The organism is Methylorubrum aminovorans (genome assembly GCF_022179725.1).
In the GTDB taxonomy this organism is placed as follows: Bacteria; Pseudomonadota; Alphaproteobacteria; order Rhizobiales; family Beijerinckiaceae; genus Methylobacterium; species Methylobacterium aminovorans.
The window spans coordinates 26,387-38,964 of record NZ_BPRC01000028.1 but is presented as its reverse complement, the minus strand read 5'-3'; the positions used below and the strand labels follow the sequence as shown (position 1 = coordinate 38,964).

The 12,578-nt window shown below is 67.8% G+C and carries 20 protein-coding genes; 5 read left to right on the top strand and 15 right to left on the bottom strand.

Going from position 1 to position 12,578, the window contains the following annotated elements:
- Nucleotides 1-10: 10 nt before the first annotated feature.
- The 11 genes from rpmD to MFF24_RS23595 all read right to left on the bottom strand — a co-directional run bounded on the left by rpmD (nucleotide 11) and on the right by MFF24_RS23595 (nucleotide 5,322).
- Nucleotides 11-205 (bottom strand): 50S ribosomal protein L30, encoded by a 195-nt coding sequence (rpmD, locus tag MFF24_RS23645; RefSeq protein ID WP_108940102.1) that lies wholly within the window; start codon nucleotides 203-205, stop codon nucleotides 11-13.
- A gap of 11 nt (nucleotides 206-216) precedes the next feature.
- Nucleotides 217-795 carry a 30S ribosomal protein S5 gene (gene rpsE, locus MFF24_RS23640; protein ID WP_012253652.1) on the bottom strand — a complete coding sequence of 193 codons (579 nt, stop codon included), beginning with the start codon at nucleotides 793-795 and terminating at the stop codon, nucleotides 217-219.
- 89 nt (nucleotides 796-884) lie between these two features.
- Nucleotides 885-1,247, bottom strand: a complete 363-nt coding sequence (gene rplR / locus MFF24_RS23635) for a 50S ribosomal protein L18 (RefSeq protein WP_108940103.1) — start codon at nucleotides 1,245-1,247, stop codon at nucleotides 885-887.
- An 11-nt stretch (nucleotides 1,248-1,258) separates the two neighbouring features.
- Entirely contained in the window at nucleotides 1,259-1,792 is a 534-nt protein-coding gene (gene rplF, locus MFF24_RS23630; protein WP_012454046.1) for a 50S ribosomal protein L6, read from the bottom strand.
- 16 nt (nucleotides 1,793-1,808) lie between these two features.
- Nucleotides 1,809-2,204, bottom strand: a complete 396-nt coding sequence (gene rpsH, locus MFF24_RS23625; protein WP_108940104.1) for a 30S ribosomal protein S8 — start codon at nucleotides 2,202-2,204, stop codon at nucleotides 1,809-1,811.
- Between the two features lie 12 nt (nucleotides 2,205-2,216).
- On the bottom strand, nucleotides 2,217-2,522 hold the full coding sequence (gene rpsN, locus MFF24_RS23620; RefSeq protein WP_003597141.1) for a 30S ribosomal protein S14: 306 nt from the start codon (nucleotides 2,520-2,522) through the stop codon (nucleotides 2,217-2,219).
- A gap of 41 nt (nucleotides 2,523-2,563) precedes the next feature.
- Entirely contained in the window at nucleotides 2,564-3,130 is a 567-nt protein-coding gene (rplE, locus tag MFF24_RS23615; RefSeq protein WP_012454049.1) for a 50S ribosomal protein L5, read from the bottom strand.
- Entirely contained in the window at nucleotides 3,123-3,437 is a 315-nt protein-coding gene (gene rplX / locus MFF24_RS23610; protein WP_017485523.1) for a 50S ribosomal protein L24, read from the bottom strand. Before rplX ends, rplE begins: the two co-directional genes overlap by 8 nt.
- Entirely contained in the window at nucleotides 3,437-3,805 is a 369-nt protein-coding gene (gene rplN, locus MFF24_RS23605) for a 50S ribosomal protein L14 (RefSeq protein ID WP_012253654.1), read from the bottom strand. The genes rplX and rplN overlap by 1 nt, the downstream gene beginning before the upstream one ends.
- A 397-nt stretch (nucleotides 3,806-4,202) precedes the next feature.
- Entirely contained in the window at nucleotides 4,203-4,484 is a 282-nt protein-coding gene (locus MFF24_RS23600) for a hypothetical protein (RefSeq protein ID WP_238228461.1), read from the bottom strand.
- Between the two features lie 298 nt (nucleotides 4,485-4,782).
- A complete protein-coding gene (locus MFF24_RS23595) occupies nucleotides 4,783-5,322 on the bottom strand; it encodes a thermonuclease family protein (RefSeq protein ID WP_238228459.1) in 540 nt (179 codons plus the stop codon).
- Between the two features lie 981 nt (nucleotides 5,323-6,303).
- Between MFF24_RS23595 and MFF24_RS23590 the strand changes: the two genes are divergently transcribed.
- The 3 genes from MFF24_RS23590 to MFF24_RS23580 all read left to right on the top strand — a co-directional run bounded on the left by MFF24_RS23590 (nucleotide 6,304) and on the right by MFF24_RS23580 (nucleotide 9,251).
- Nucleotides 6,304-6,684: a hypothetical protein gene (locus MFF24_RS23590; protein WP_238228457.1), complete on the top strand. Its 381-nt coding sequence runs from the start codon at nucleotides 6,304-6,306 to the stop codon at nucleotides 6,682-6,684.
- Between the two features lie 112 nt (nucleotides 6,685-6,796).
- Nucleotides 6,797-8,050 carry a GGDEF domain-containing protein gene (locus tag MFF24_RS23585; protein ID WP_238228448.1) on the top strand — a complete coding sequence of 418 codons (1,254 nt, stop codon included), beginning with the start codon at nucleotides 6,797-6,799 and terminating at the stop codon, nucleotides 8,048-8,050.
- 88 nt (nucleotides 8,051-8,138) lie between these two features.
- Nucleotides 8,139-9,251, top strand: coding sequence for a phosphatase PAP2 family protein (locus tag MFF24_RS23580; RefSeq protein ID WP_238228437.1), 1,113 nt, complete (start codon nucleotides 8,139-8,141; stop codon nucleotides 9,249-9,251).
- Between the two features lie 10 nt (nucleotides 9,252-9,261).
- Here MFF24_RS23580 and MFF24_RS23575 read toward each other — a convergent pair whose 3' ends face one another.
- On the bottom strand, nucleotides 9,262-9,702 hold the full coding sequence (locus tag MFF24_RS23575) for a hypothetical protein (protein ID WP_238228435.1): 441 nt from the start codon (nucleotides 9,700-9,702) through the stop codon (nucleotides 9,262-9,264).
- 214 nt (nucleotides 9,703-9,916) lie between these two features.
- On the opposite strand from MFF24_RS23575, the gene MFF24_RS23570 reads away from it, so the two are divergent.
- Both MFF24_RS23570 and MFF24_RS23565 read left to right on the top strand, forming a co-directional pair.
- A complete protein-coding gene (locus MFF24_RS23570) occupies nucleotides 9,917-10,429 on the top strand; it encodes a DUF3060 domain-containing protein (RefSeq protein WP_238228433.1) in 513 nt (170 codons plus the stop codon).
- Nucleotides 10,430-10,553: 124 nt separating this feature from the next.
- Complete coding sequence (locus MFF24_RS23565; RefSeq protein WP_133089366.1) at nucleotides 10,554-10,823, top strand: hypothetical protein; 270 nt, start codon at nucleotides 10,554-10,556, stop codon at nucleotides 10,821-10,823.
- Nucleotides 10,824-11,302: 479 nt separating this feature from the next.
- Here MFF24_RS23565 and MFF24_RS28910 read toward each other — a convergent pair whose 3' ends face one another.
- The 3 genes from MFF24_RS28910 to MFF24_RS23555 form a co-directional block, all read right to left on the bottom strand.
- Entirely contained in the window at nucleotides 11,303-11,431 is a 129-nt protein-coding gene (locus MFF24_RS28910; RefSeq protein WP_283214546.1) for a hypothetical protein, read from the bottom strand.
- Between the two features lie 51 nt (nucleotides 11,432-11,482).
- Nucleotides 11,483-11,731 (bottom strand): hypothetical protein, encoded by a 249-nt coding sequence (locus MFF24_RS23560; protein ID WP_108940112.1) that lies wholly within the window; start codon nucleotides 11,729-11,731, stop codon nucleotides 11,483-11,485.
- Between the two features lie 181 nt (nucleotides 11,732-11,912).
- Entirely contained in the window at nucleotides 11,913-12,560 is a 648-nt protein-coding gene (locus MFF24_RS23555; RefSeq protein ID WP_238228431.1) for an SOS response-associated peptidase, read from the bottom strand.
- Nucleotides 12,561-12,578 lie beyond the last annotated feature (18 nt).

The window sequence follows — 12,578 nt, the reverse complement described above, 5'->3', positions numbered from 1 at the left end:
TAAGCCCTCCTCACGCCGCGGCGTCATCGAGGACGCGCACGAGGTGCGCGACCTTGCGGATCATCCCGCGGACCGAGGGAGTGTCCTCCAACTCGGAGACGCGGTGCAGCTTGTTCAGCTTGAGGCCGATCAGCGTCGCACGCTGGGAGGCCTCGCGGCGGATCGGCGAACCGATCTGCTCGATGCGGACAGTCTTGTTAGCCATGCTGCCCTCCCTTAGGCGACGGCCGCTTCGGAGGTGTCGGCCGGGTCGGCGTCACGGCGACGGGCCTGGAGGGCCGACACCTTGAGACCGCGACGGGCCGCGACCGAGCGCGGGCTGTCCTCGTTCTTGAGCGCGTCGAAGGTGGCGCGCACGAGGTTGTAGGGGTTGGACGAGCCGAGCGACTTGGCGACGACGTCCTGCATGCCGAGCGTCTCGAACACGGCGCGCATCGGGCCGCCGGCGATGATGCCGGTACCCTGCGGCGCCGCGCGGAGGATCACCTTGCCGGCGCCGTGACGACCGTTGACGTCGTGGTGCAGGGTGCGGCCCTCGCGGAGCGACACGCGGATCAGACCGCGCTTGGCGGCTTCCGTCGCCTTGCGGATCGCCTCCGGCACCTCACGGGCCTTGCCGTGGCCGAAGCCGACGCGGCCCTTCTGGTCGCCGACGACGACGAGCGCCGCGAAGCCGAAGCGACGGCCACCCTTCACCACCTTGGCGACGCGGTTGATGTGGACGAGCTTGTCCACGAATTCGCTGTCGCGCTCCTCGCGGTCGTCGCGGCGACGACCTTCGCGTTCACGTGCCATATCTGATTCCTGTTATCTCACTGACGCGGGCCGCAAAGACCCGCTCGCTCGATGGTCCCCTCCCCACGAAGGGGAGGGAACGCGGCGTCTTAGAAGTCCAGGCCACCCTCACGGGCGGCGTCGGCGAGAGCCTTGACGCGGCCGTGGAAGATGTAGCCCGAGCGGTCGAAGACGACCTTGGTGACGCCCGCAGCCTTGGCGCGCTCGGCGACGAGCTTGCCGACCGCCTCGGCCGCCGCCTTGTCGGCACCGGTCTTGAGGCTGGCCTTGAGATCCTTGTCGAGGCTGGACGCGGCAGCGAGCGTGCGGCCCGCGGCATCGTCGATGACCTGGACGTAGATCTGCTTGGACGAGCGGAACACCGACAGCCGCGGACGGCCGTTGGCGGAGGCTCGGAGGGCCCGACGGACCCGCGCCTTGCGGCGCAGGAGGGCTTCGTTCTTGTTCGACATGATCGCCCCCCTTACTTCTTCTTGCCTTCCTTGCGGAAGATGAATTCGCCAGCGTACTTGACGCCCTTGCCCTTATAGGGCTCGGGGCCGCGATACTCGCGAATCTCCGCCGCAACCTGACCGACGCGCTGCCGGTCGATGCCCGACACCACGATCTCCGTGGGCTTGGGCGTCACGATGGTGATGCCGGCCGGGATCTCGTACTCGATGTCGTGGCTGTAGCCGAGCGAGAGCTTGAGCGCCTTGCCGGCCATGGCGGCACGGTAGCCGACGCCGGTGATCTCGAGCTTCTTCTCGAAGCCCTTGGAGACGCCCTCGACGAGGTTCGCCACCTGGGCGCGCGAGGTGCCCCACAGGGAGCGAGCCTGCTTCGACTGGTCCTTGGGCTGCACCGAGACGGCGCCGTCCTTGAACTCCACGATGACCTGGGGCGGGACGACGAACTGGAGTTCGCCCTTCGAGCCCTTCATCTTCACCGTCTGACCCGTGACCGTGGCGGTGACGCCGGACGGGACGGGGACGGGCTTCTTGCCTACGCGAGACATGTCGCTGTCCTCCGGATCAGAACACCTTGCAGAGCACTTCACCGCCGACGTTGCGCTCGCGCGCCTCGTGATCGGCCATGACGCCCTGCGGGGTCGAGATGATGGTAACGCCGAGACCGTCGGCGACGCGCGGCAGCTCGCCAACCGACGAGTAGACGCGGCGGCCGGGCTTCGACACGCGCTTGATCTCCCGGATCACCGGGCGACCATCGTAGTACTTGAGTTCGATCTGGAACTCGGTGCGGCCGTTGCCGAGATCCGCCACGGCGTAGTCGCGGATGTAACCCTCGGACTTCAGAACGTCGAGGACCGAGGCACGCAGGCGCGAACCGGGGGTCTGGACGACGTTGCGGCGACGGCTCTGGCCGTTGCGGATGCGGGTGAGCATATCACCCACGGGATCGTTCACCATGGATGCCTCCCCTTACCAGCTGGACTTCACGAGGCCGGGGATGAGACCCCGGTTGCCGAGCTCGCGCAGAGCGACGCGCGAGATGCCGAGCTTACGGTAGTAGGCCCGCGGACGGCCGGTCATCTCGCAGCGGTTGCGGATGCGGGTGGCCGACGAGTTGCGCGGCAGTTCCGCGAGCTTCAGGCGCGCCTCGAAGCGCTCCTCCATCTCGCGGGACTCATCGTTGGCGATGGCAAGGAGGGCCTTACGCTTCTCGGCGAAGCGCTTCACCAGATCCTTGCGGTGGTTGTTCTTCTCGACTGAGCTTTTCTTAGCCATGTCTGTCTCCAGTGTCCGCGTTTAAGCGACGTTGCCGCTGCTTACTGCCGGAACGGGAATTTGAAATGGGCGAGGAGAGCCTTGGCCTCTTCGTCCGTGGTGGCGCTCGTCTGGACGACGATGTCCATGCCCCAGGTCTGCTCCGCCTTGTCGTAGGAGATCTCCGGGAACACGAGGTGCTCCTTGAGGCCCATGGCGTAGTTGCCGCGGCCGTCGAAGGAGCGCGGGTTCAAGCCGCGGAAGTCACGGACGCGCGGTAGCGCGATCGTGATCAGGCGATCCATGAACTCGTACATGCGGGCCTTGCGCAGCGTCACCTTGCAGCCGATCGGCATGCCCTCGCGGACCTTGAAGGTCGCGATCGCCTTGCGGGCGCGGGTGATGACCGGCTTCTGGCCGGCGATGAGCGCGAGGTCGCCCGCCGCAACGGTGGCCTTCTTCGAATCCGCGGTGGACTCGCCGACGCCCATGTTGATGACGATCTTCTCGATCTGCGGGACCTGCATCGGGTTCTTGTACCCGAACTGCTCGATCAGCTTCTGCCGGACGACCTCGTCGTAGTGCTTGCGCAGACGCGGGACGTAGGCGTTCTTGTCGGCCTCAGCCATCGATCTGATCCCCCGTGGTCTTGGCGAACCGGACCTTGCGTCCGTCTTCGAGGATGCGGAAACCCACGCGGGTCGGCTTGCCGTTCACGTCCTGGAACGCGAGGTTGGAGAGCTGGATCGCAGCCTCCTTGGAGATGATCCCGCCCTCGGCGTTCTGCGTCTGCTTCTGGTGCTTCTTGACCAGATTGACGCCGCGCACGAAGGCCTTGCCGTCCTTCGGCATGACCTGGATGACCTCGCCGGAGCGACCCGCGTCGCGGCCGGTGAGGACGACGACCGTGTCGCCCTTCTTGATCTTGGCGGCCATCACAGCACCTCAGGAGCGAGCGAGATGATCTTCATGTGGTTGCGCGCGCGCAGCTCGCGCGGCACCGGCCCGAAGATACGGGTGCCGACCGGCTCCTTCTGATTGTTGATCAGAACGGCGGCGTTCTTGTCGAAGCGGATCACCGAACCGTCGGCGCGCTTCACGTCCTTGGCCGTGCGCACGACGACCGCCTTCATGACGTCGCCCTTCTTCACGCGGCCGCGCGGGATCGCCTCCTTGACGGAGACGACGATGATGTCGCCGACGCCGGCGTATTTGCGCTTCGACCCGCCGAGCACCTTGATGCACATCACGCGGCGCGCACCCGAATTGTCGGCGACGTCCAGATTCGTCTGCATCTGGATCACGGGAGTGACCTTTCCTTGTTTCAGGCGGGTTTCCGCACACGGACGGTATTGCCCGGCGGACGACGCCTGATGGGGATCTGATGTCCCCGGCTCATGTGAGAGACCGCGCTATCGGCGTGGGAACGCCGGCGCGGTCACCGCGTACGAAGGGATGCGAACATCCCAAGGACTGTCGCGAAGGCGTGCCCGATACTACGGACGCGTGCGCCGTGCAAGCGGGGCGGGCGGCGAAATCGTATGCTCCTGCCCGCCGGCGAGACGCAGAGAGCGTCGCTTCGAGCAGCGATGTGCGGTTCTGCGCCGGGCGGACAGCGAGGCGATGGACACCACGCTGTCGATAGGGGGAGTCGCGAAAGGGGGGAGGGAGGCGGTCGGTCGCGCCGGTCGTCGGCGCTCGTCAGCAGCCCTTGCAGATCGAGCCCATGGTCTTGTTCATCTTCGCGTCCCAGGCCTTGTCGCGCGCCTGCGCCGCGCGCTGGGCCTTGAGCATCTGTTCCTGGGAGGTCGAGGCGGCCTGTCCCTGGGGGATGCCCGGCGCCGGCGGCTTGGTCTGCCCCGTCGCCGTGACGGCGCGGCCGGTCGGGGTGATCCGGGTGTCGGTCCCATCCTGGGCGACGGCAGGGGCGGCCGCCAGGAGGCCGGCGAGCAGGAGGGTGGAGACGGCGATCGGGCGACGCATGGCTTCTCAATCACTCCCTGGCGCGGGCCACCGGTTCCGAGGGGCCCAGGCCGGCACGGTCCGACGCGAAGGAGGGTCTCCGACAATCGGCATCGGGCTGACGTTCCCTCCACGCATCTGATGCTGCGTTTCGGTCGCGCGCCTAAGCGACCTAGGTGGCACCGGACCGAGCCGGCCGCAAGCGGCGCCGCGGCACTGCATCGGCCGGTCCCGTGCGGAGACGCACCCCTACAGGGCAGGATACGAGGACCTCGCTAATCGCAGACGGCCTCTGCCGCGGCCGGGATATCGGATGCGTTCAGTGCGTCTCGGGCTGAGCGTCGGCCACCGTGCTGGCCTTGGAGTAGCTCGTCCGCGGCCGCCCGGTCGGATCCTCGAAGGAGCCCGCCCAGAGGCCGAGGCGCTTGCCCCACGCGACGGTCTCCGCGCCGACATAGACGGCCTTTCCGCCGCGCTCGGCCATGGCGAAGCCCTTCTCGGCCATCCAGGCGCTCAGATCCTCCTTGTCGCGGTGGCAGACGGAGAGCGCGCGGCCGTAGCTGTCGGTCTCGCGGATCTGGCAGGTGATCGTCGCATCCTTCAGGTGCGCGGCGAGCGCCTTGGCGGCATGGGTGCCGCAGGCATAGTTCTGGCCCCTGGCGTTCAGGCAGGTCTGCTTGAGGCCCGGCGCCGCCACGCCGTAGAGGCCGACCACGCGTCCGCCCACCACCAGCGTGTCACCGCTCAGGACCCGCGCTCGCCCGCTCACGCTCTCTCCGGCATGAGCGGGGCCGGTATCGTGCCAGCCGGCGGCGGCGAGGACGATGATGCTGAGGCCGAGAAATCCCGTTCGTCTCATCGAAACACCATGGGTTGGCGTCGCTTCCTTGCGAACGCGCCGGCCGATTGCTCTGCCGAGGAGGCTCACGTGTCTGTCTCTTCACGTGTCCGACGATGCGCCCGTTCCCCCGTTCCGAGCTTCGGCAGGAGAGAGCGTGTGCCGGCAACCTAAAGCACGGCTTATGCCCTTTTCGTGGCCGGCGGCATGTTCTCTCATCATGCCGGTGCCGCTTGGCTCGCTGCAGGCAGGAGCCGCATGCGTGTCGCTCGCAAAACGCCCGCTGCGCTTTCCTGCCCAGAGCGAGAACCGCCGGGATCGGGCGTTTCGTGAGGCACTCTCAATCGAGAGCCGCGTTTGCCCCGCGTTCGGGGGACAATTGCATCGGCCACCCCTGTCGGAGCCGTGCGTCGGCCCTATCCTCGGCGGCGCCGGTCGGCTCGTCCGCCGGTCGCCCGCGCCCACCGGACGGCGATGCCCCCAAGCCGCTCGGCGGGCGCGAGCGTTGAGGGCTGGTGTCCGATGCGCCGCCCTCCCATCCGGAGGCTGGCGAGACTTGGTCTGCCTCCCCGTTCCTGGCGCCGCGTCCGGCCGGAAGGGCGATCCATCGCACGACTAGCCCGGTGCCGCCGCGCGCGATGTGCCGGTTCAGGCGGCGAGAAGCCCAAGAGGGCAGGTTCTCGAAATCAATCATCACCAATGCCGATACTGATCTCTGCGCCCCTTGAGGTGGGGCACCGGGAGATTGTCGGCGAGTGTGAATGCAATAAGGCGCAATCAAGGGCGTTTTGGCGAGGTTTCGCGCAGGATCATGGCACCGATATAGCCGACGCCCTGATCCTCTGGACTTCCGCCGCCCGAGCCCCCCGTTCGAGCTGGCCGGATCGGGCATGATGGACCGTCCCGGTCCCGTTGCCCCGCGGTTCGAACGTGAGGGGCGCGGCCGGCGTTGGCAGGGGACGGGGCGGGCGCGTGCCCGTCGGCGGCGAGGAGAGAGGCAGCGTGGCGGTGAGCTTGGCAGATCTGATGCGCGGGGCGGCCGCGGAGGCCCGGCGGCTGGCGGCCGCGTATCCGGCGGGAGGCCGGAAGGACGACCTGCCCTGGGCGGTGATCGCTGCCTTCGATACCGACGTGCGCGGCCATGTCGAGCGCGACCGGCGGATCGAGGACGAGCGCGACCGCGTGCTGATCGCATCCGTGACGTTGGCCGAGACTCCCGGAGACGCCGAGGAGGACGAGCGGGACCGGGCGCGCCGCGGTCTCATCCGGGCGATCGACTACCTGGAGGAAGCGGTCCTGCGATTCGGCATCGTCAACCGCGCCGCGGCCAAGCGTGGCTACGGTGCGGCCGGTGACCCGGTCTCGACGCGCTCGAACGGATGACGTTGCGCCGGTGAGACACGTGTTTCCACCCACGCCGATTGACATTCGGTATTGAGCGACGGTGGCCTCTTACGGTAGCGCTTAAGTAGTAGAGGCTTGACTTGGCGCATCGATGCTACAGCCGATTGAAGCCGGCCTGAGCCGTCCCTGGTACCGGCTCAAACTGCCGGATGCGCTCGAAGCGCAGTACCGCGCCGAGACGGCTCGGCAGGACGGCTTCTACGTCCAGTCCTGGCTCGCCGTTTTCACGCTTTTCAACGTTCTCTCCCTCGTGATGGACCGCGAAGTGTTCGGTTCGGAGGGGTTCGTCGTGCCGCTGGTGATGACGCTCGGCGTCTTCTGCCCGGTTGCGCTGGGGGCGATCGCGTCCCTGCGGGGACGACCGACGATGGTGCGGATCACCGGCGCCGTCATGGCCACGGCGCTCGTCGATATCGTCGTCGTCCTCAACAGCGCCCGCCTCGCGCCGGCTCCGCACACCGACGTCTACATCATCATCGCCACCATCGTGCCGCTGGTCGTGGGGCTGATCGCGCCGCTGCCGTTCCGGCACTGCCTGTGGTTCTGCGGCAGCGCGTTCGTCCTCTATGCCGGCCTCGTTCTGGGGCTCGGGCTGTGCAATGCGGAGCGCAGCGGCCTGCCCCTGTTGGTCTCAGGGCTGATCCTGGTGCCGCTGAAACTCTGCTACTCGCGGGAATGGGCGGCCCGGAACACCTTCCTGATCGGCCTGCGGGTGAAGCTTCAGGCCGAGGCGCTCGCCCGCGCCAACGCGCGGCTCACCGTGCTCTCGGAGACCGACGCGCTGACGGCTCTGTCGAACCGCCGCCACTTCACCGAGCGGCTGGAGGCGGCCTGGGGTCTCGCGGGCGAGCAGGATGCGTGGCTGGGCCTGATCTTCATCGATATCGATCACTTCAAGCTCCTGAACGACACCGCCGGGCATGCCGAGGGGGATCGCTGCCTTGTGGCGGTGTCGGCGGCGTTTCAGGCCGCCGTCGAGGCCCATGGCGGTCTCGCGGCCCGTTACGGCGGCGAGGAATTCGCGGCCCTGCTGCCGGGCGCCGAGCCGGCCACGGCCCGGATGGCGGGCGAAGCCGTCCGCGCGGCCATCGCCGATCTCGCCCTGCGCCATCCGGGTCTGTCCGCGGGGATGCCGGTGACCGTGAGCGTCGGCGTCACCGCCGCGCGGGGGCGGATGCGGGACTTCGGCATCGAGGTCTCCGATCTGCTGCGGGCCGCCGATTTCGCGCTCTATGCGGCCAAGAACGAGGGCCGCAACCGGGTCGAGACGTTCATGCCGGCCGCGAACGCGAACCGGCCGGTCGCGGGCACGGACCGCGCCCACACCGCCGCGCCATCCGCCTGAAAGGGCGCACATTCCGAACCAAAGCGGGCACTGCCGCGTCTTCCCGTCCGGGGCGGCCGTCGGGTCGCGCGCACGGAGCGACGGACGGATGCTGCTCGACGAGGAACGCGGGGCCGGCTCAAGGATGGCCGACCCGCCGGCGGGCCGACCTGCCGGGCTAGCGGCCGGCACGGGGCTCCGGCGGGCGAGTGCGGGCGTCGCCGCCCCAGGTGCGGGCTACTGGGTGCTCGTGGGCGCTCTCGCCGGGCTCGACGCCCTCTGGCTCGTGCTGGCCGGAATCGACGTCGCCTGGACCGGCCTGCTCGCCGTGTCCGGCGCGGTGGCCGTCCTGCTCGGGCTCGCGCTGCTGTTCAGCGCCGTCAAGCCGGAGCCGAAACTGCGGGCCATGGCCCTGTCGAGCGCCTATCTCGCCGCCTTCACCACCGCGGCGGCCCTGTTGCACTACTTGAGCGCTACGCTGGCGCCGCCGCTTGCCGATCCGGTTCTGGCGCGGGTCGAGGCGGCTCTGGGCTTCGATTGGCGGGGCTGGGTCGGCTTCCTCGCCGGTCACCCCGACCTGTCATGGTGGCTGGCACTCGCCTACCATTCGAGCGGTCCCCAGGTCGGCCTCGTCGTCATTGCGCTCAGCGCGATGTCGCGGGTCGCCCGTCTCTGGGCCTATGCCCGCCTGTTCAGCCTGGCGCTGCTCGCCTCGATCGCCGTCTCGGCCCTGTTTCCGGCGGTCGGCCCCTACGCCCACTACGCGCCGCAGACCTACCCGCAGGGGCATCTCGAAACGGTCGGCGCCCTCTGGCATCTCGATGCGCTGCACGCCCTGCGCGAGGGCACGTTGCCGACGATCGCGCTCTCGGAGATCCGCGGCCTCGTCACCTTCCCCTCCTTCCATGCCTGCCTCGCGGTCCTCACCGCCTGGGCGCTCGCTCCGGTGCCGGTGATCGGCCCGCTCGCCGCTCTCCTCAACGGCGCGATCCTCGTCGCCACGCTCGGCGCGGGCGGGCACTACCTGCCGGACGTACTGGCCGGGACGCTGATGGGGATTGTTCTGGTGATCGTGCACGGCGCCCGGCATCGACGCTGGTCCGGGGCGATGCGGGCGGTGGGCGTCGCGCAATGGGGTCGAACGATCGGACCGGCCCTCGGGCCGCGTTCGGGAACACGCCCGATCGATGCGAGCGGCCCCGCCCCGGCGCGAGCCAGGTAGGGCAGGCGCCTTACCGCAGATCGGCGAACAGGTCGAGCTGGGCCGAGGCTGCCACGCAGCGGCGGGGCCGGCGCGCGGTGAAGGGCGGGAGCGGGATGCCGGGTTTGCCGTAAAGGGCGACGCCGATCACCCGGCCGCGATCCGCGCCGAGGACGACGGACGCCGTGTGCGGGCCGGACCGGGCGACTTCCTCGATCAGCGGTTCCGCGCCCGGAAGCGCGGCCAGCGCGCTCACCAGATCGGACAGACCCGCGGCCTCGACGCCCATGACGCCGAAGTCGAAGCTCCGCCCTCCCCAGATGTTGCGCGCGGCGGCGGCGCGGGCCGACGAGAATGGGTTGTCGATGAGCTGAGTCGCCGGGTCACGCAGGAACGCCGCGACGCGCTCGCGCTCCGGGACGTGAAGCGCGTCGGCGAGCAGCGCGCAGAGTTGGAGTTTGGTGATCGGCACCGCGCGACGGTGGCATAGCTTGGCCGCTCGCGTCGAGCGTAGGGCCGCCAAGTGTTGTGGAGAGCGGGCGTGCGGCCTCGCGTTCGCGTCGCGTCGGCTGTCATCCAACGGCCGGCGCCTTGAGCCTGCCAAGTAGCGCCTTCAGCTCGACCGTTTGACGTGCCTCGGCCGGTTTGCTCTCTTCGGCATTCCGATAACGGCCCAGGATCCCTCGATGCCTCGTCTTTTGCCCCTTGTCTTCGCGGCCACGATCGCTTCCCTGGGCATCGCGCAAGCCGATGAACTCACCATCGAAGGTGTCGGGATCAGCCGCGACGTGGACTGCGAAGGCAAGGACGTGGGTGTCTACGGCGCGGAGAACGAAATTGCGCTGACCGGCAAGTGCGGCCTCATCACCGTGCACGGCTCGAACCATAAGGTCAGCTTCGAGGAAGGGACCGGGCTCGCCGTCTCCGGTATGGACAACAAGGTGAAAGGCGGCCGGGCCCAGAACGTGACCGTCGCCGTGACGCAGAACACCGTCACGGCGACGCTGGGAGGCGGTGGCGCACCCGGCAAACTGAGCACCTCCGGCGCCAACAACCGCGTCTCCCTCGTTCTCGCCGGTCCGACGCGATTGGAGGTGCAGGGCGCGGATCACGTCGTGGAGTGGACGCGCAGCGAAGGCGCCCCGAATCCCGAGGTCACGGCATCGGGGGCCAAGAACGTCATCAAGAAGAAGCTGTAGCGGCCGCTCACCCTCCGTCGCGAGGGCGAAGAGCGGGCTGAGATTCGGCACCATCGCCCATCTCGGCCGTTGGCCCTGTGAAGCGCATCGTACGGCCGATGCGCAAACTCAGGAGCCAATCACCATGAAGCGGCTATTGCTCGCCTCTGTCTTCGTCCTCTCGCCCTTCGCACTCGCCGCGACGGCCCAGGCTCAAGGGACGATCCGTGGCGCCGAGCGTGGTGCCGAAGACGGCAACCGCGCAGCCGGCCCCGTGGGCGGCGTTGTCGGAGGTGCTGTCGGTGCGGCGACCGGCACCGTGGGCGGTGTGCTCGGGGTCGATCCTGACCCCCGCCGTGAAGAGCGCATCGAGCGCCGCGAAGAGCGGGTCGTTCGGGAGCGTCCGGCGCGGTAATCGAGACCATGAGAGCCGGGGGGCACTCCCGGCTCTTCGAGGAGGCCGCCCCGTGACCGTCAAGGTCTCATCGGCGGCCTTCGAGCGAGCCGTGAGGCTGATATGGCCCGGCTTCCCCCGAGGGGCTGCGAGGCCCTTGGTCGCGACAAAGGCCGAAAGATGCCTTGTCGGTACATTGCCCGCGATCCCGGCATTCTCGACAGATTGGTCCGGGCGGCGAGAGACTCGCTGTGCCAGTCGAAATAATCGAGCCCACATGTTCTGGCGCGATCCGTCGATTTCGAACGGTCGGCACGTTGTGGAGAGAAGATCTATCGATTGAGTGCGGCTGCTCGAACAGGATGAGGCGGAAAGCTTTCCGCTCTCAACGGGAACAACAAGCTTGATCGCTGGGGTCCAGTATCGAGCAGCCTGACCGCACGCTTATGCCCTCTGGACAAACGACTCTGCGTGCGGATTGAAAAACCGTCTCGCTTCGGTTAGCGGCGGGATGATTTCACGGCCGCAGAAACAGAGTCTTTCGTAGATGGCGCGGCGGCTATCACTTTCGCGATCGTCTTCTTCGGCTTCTTTGCCTCGCGATTGCCGCGCTTGTTCTCGCTAGCCATGTCTATGGTTCCTTCGGCTTGGACTATTTCGATAAGACATGGTGTGCTGAGCTAATTGAGAGCCCTGACCGAAATTGCCATCGGAAGATTTCCGGGCCAGTAGCGAGCGATGAAGCGCTCGCTGTCCCACAGCTCGATTGGGTGCTTGTCGAGAAGCGTCAGGGCCAGAACCTTCGCTTCTACGTCGGTCTTGGCTCGAAGACTGCGCCCAACACCTTCGCGTCCGGTGCGTCCGAGGTCATAGAGGCGGTACGCGGTTGAACCGCCGCGATGGTCGCTCAAGTGAATGATGTCTGCCATTGTCTCCGCCTGTTCATTCCAGGCGGGGACATCGCATGCCCTCAGCCACCGGAGCCTGAGGGTCGCTCTTCCGGTGGTGAAATCATCATGCGCTTCTCGGACGGATAAAGATAGCCTGTCGTGATACGTCGCAAATCCTGAATGTGGAGCAGTATTTCCATCCACGATCCTAGCTCTGCGCCTACCCATCCTGCCGTTCGCCGCGCGCCACCTCTTTCATCAATCCGTCAGGCAGCGGGCGTTGCAGCCTCAGCGCCTCCGCCGTGGGCGCCTCAAGCCACGCTCCGCACTCCTCCTTCGTTGTAAGCAGCACGGGCATTGCCTTCGGATGCACGGGCCCGACCACGCCGTTGGCCTCCGTCGTGAGGAAGGAGAACAGCCGGTGCTCCTCCTCGACGCGGTCAGGGTTCTCCTTCTTGGTGCCCCTCACGTCCGTCCAAGGGCGCCAGATGCCCGCGAAGGCGAACAGCGGCCGGTCATCGTCCAAGGCGAACCACACGGGGGTCTTGCGCGGCTTCGTGTCGGCATACTCGCTGAACGATGAGACGGGCACGAGGCAGCGGAACTCAGGCTTGAGCCACGGACGCCAGTGCGGGCTCTTCACGTTGCGGACGTTGGTGACGGGATGCTCCCCGTAAGCCTTCGGACCTGGGATGCCCCACCGCATCATGGTCAGCTCACGGCCCTGCTTACCGGCCAGGACCACCGGGGCCATCTGGTCGGGGAAGATGCCGGGGAGGGGAGGGAGATTGCCGGCGCTGTCATGGTTCACATCGAACCAGCGCCGGATTTCATCCTGGGGGCGGTTGAGGCTGTAGAGGTTGCACATCGGGTAAGCCTAGCGCGG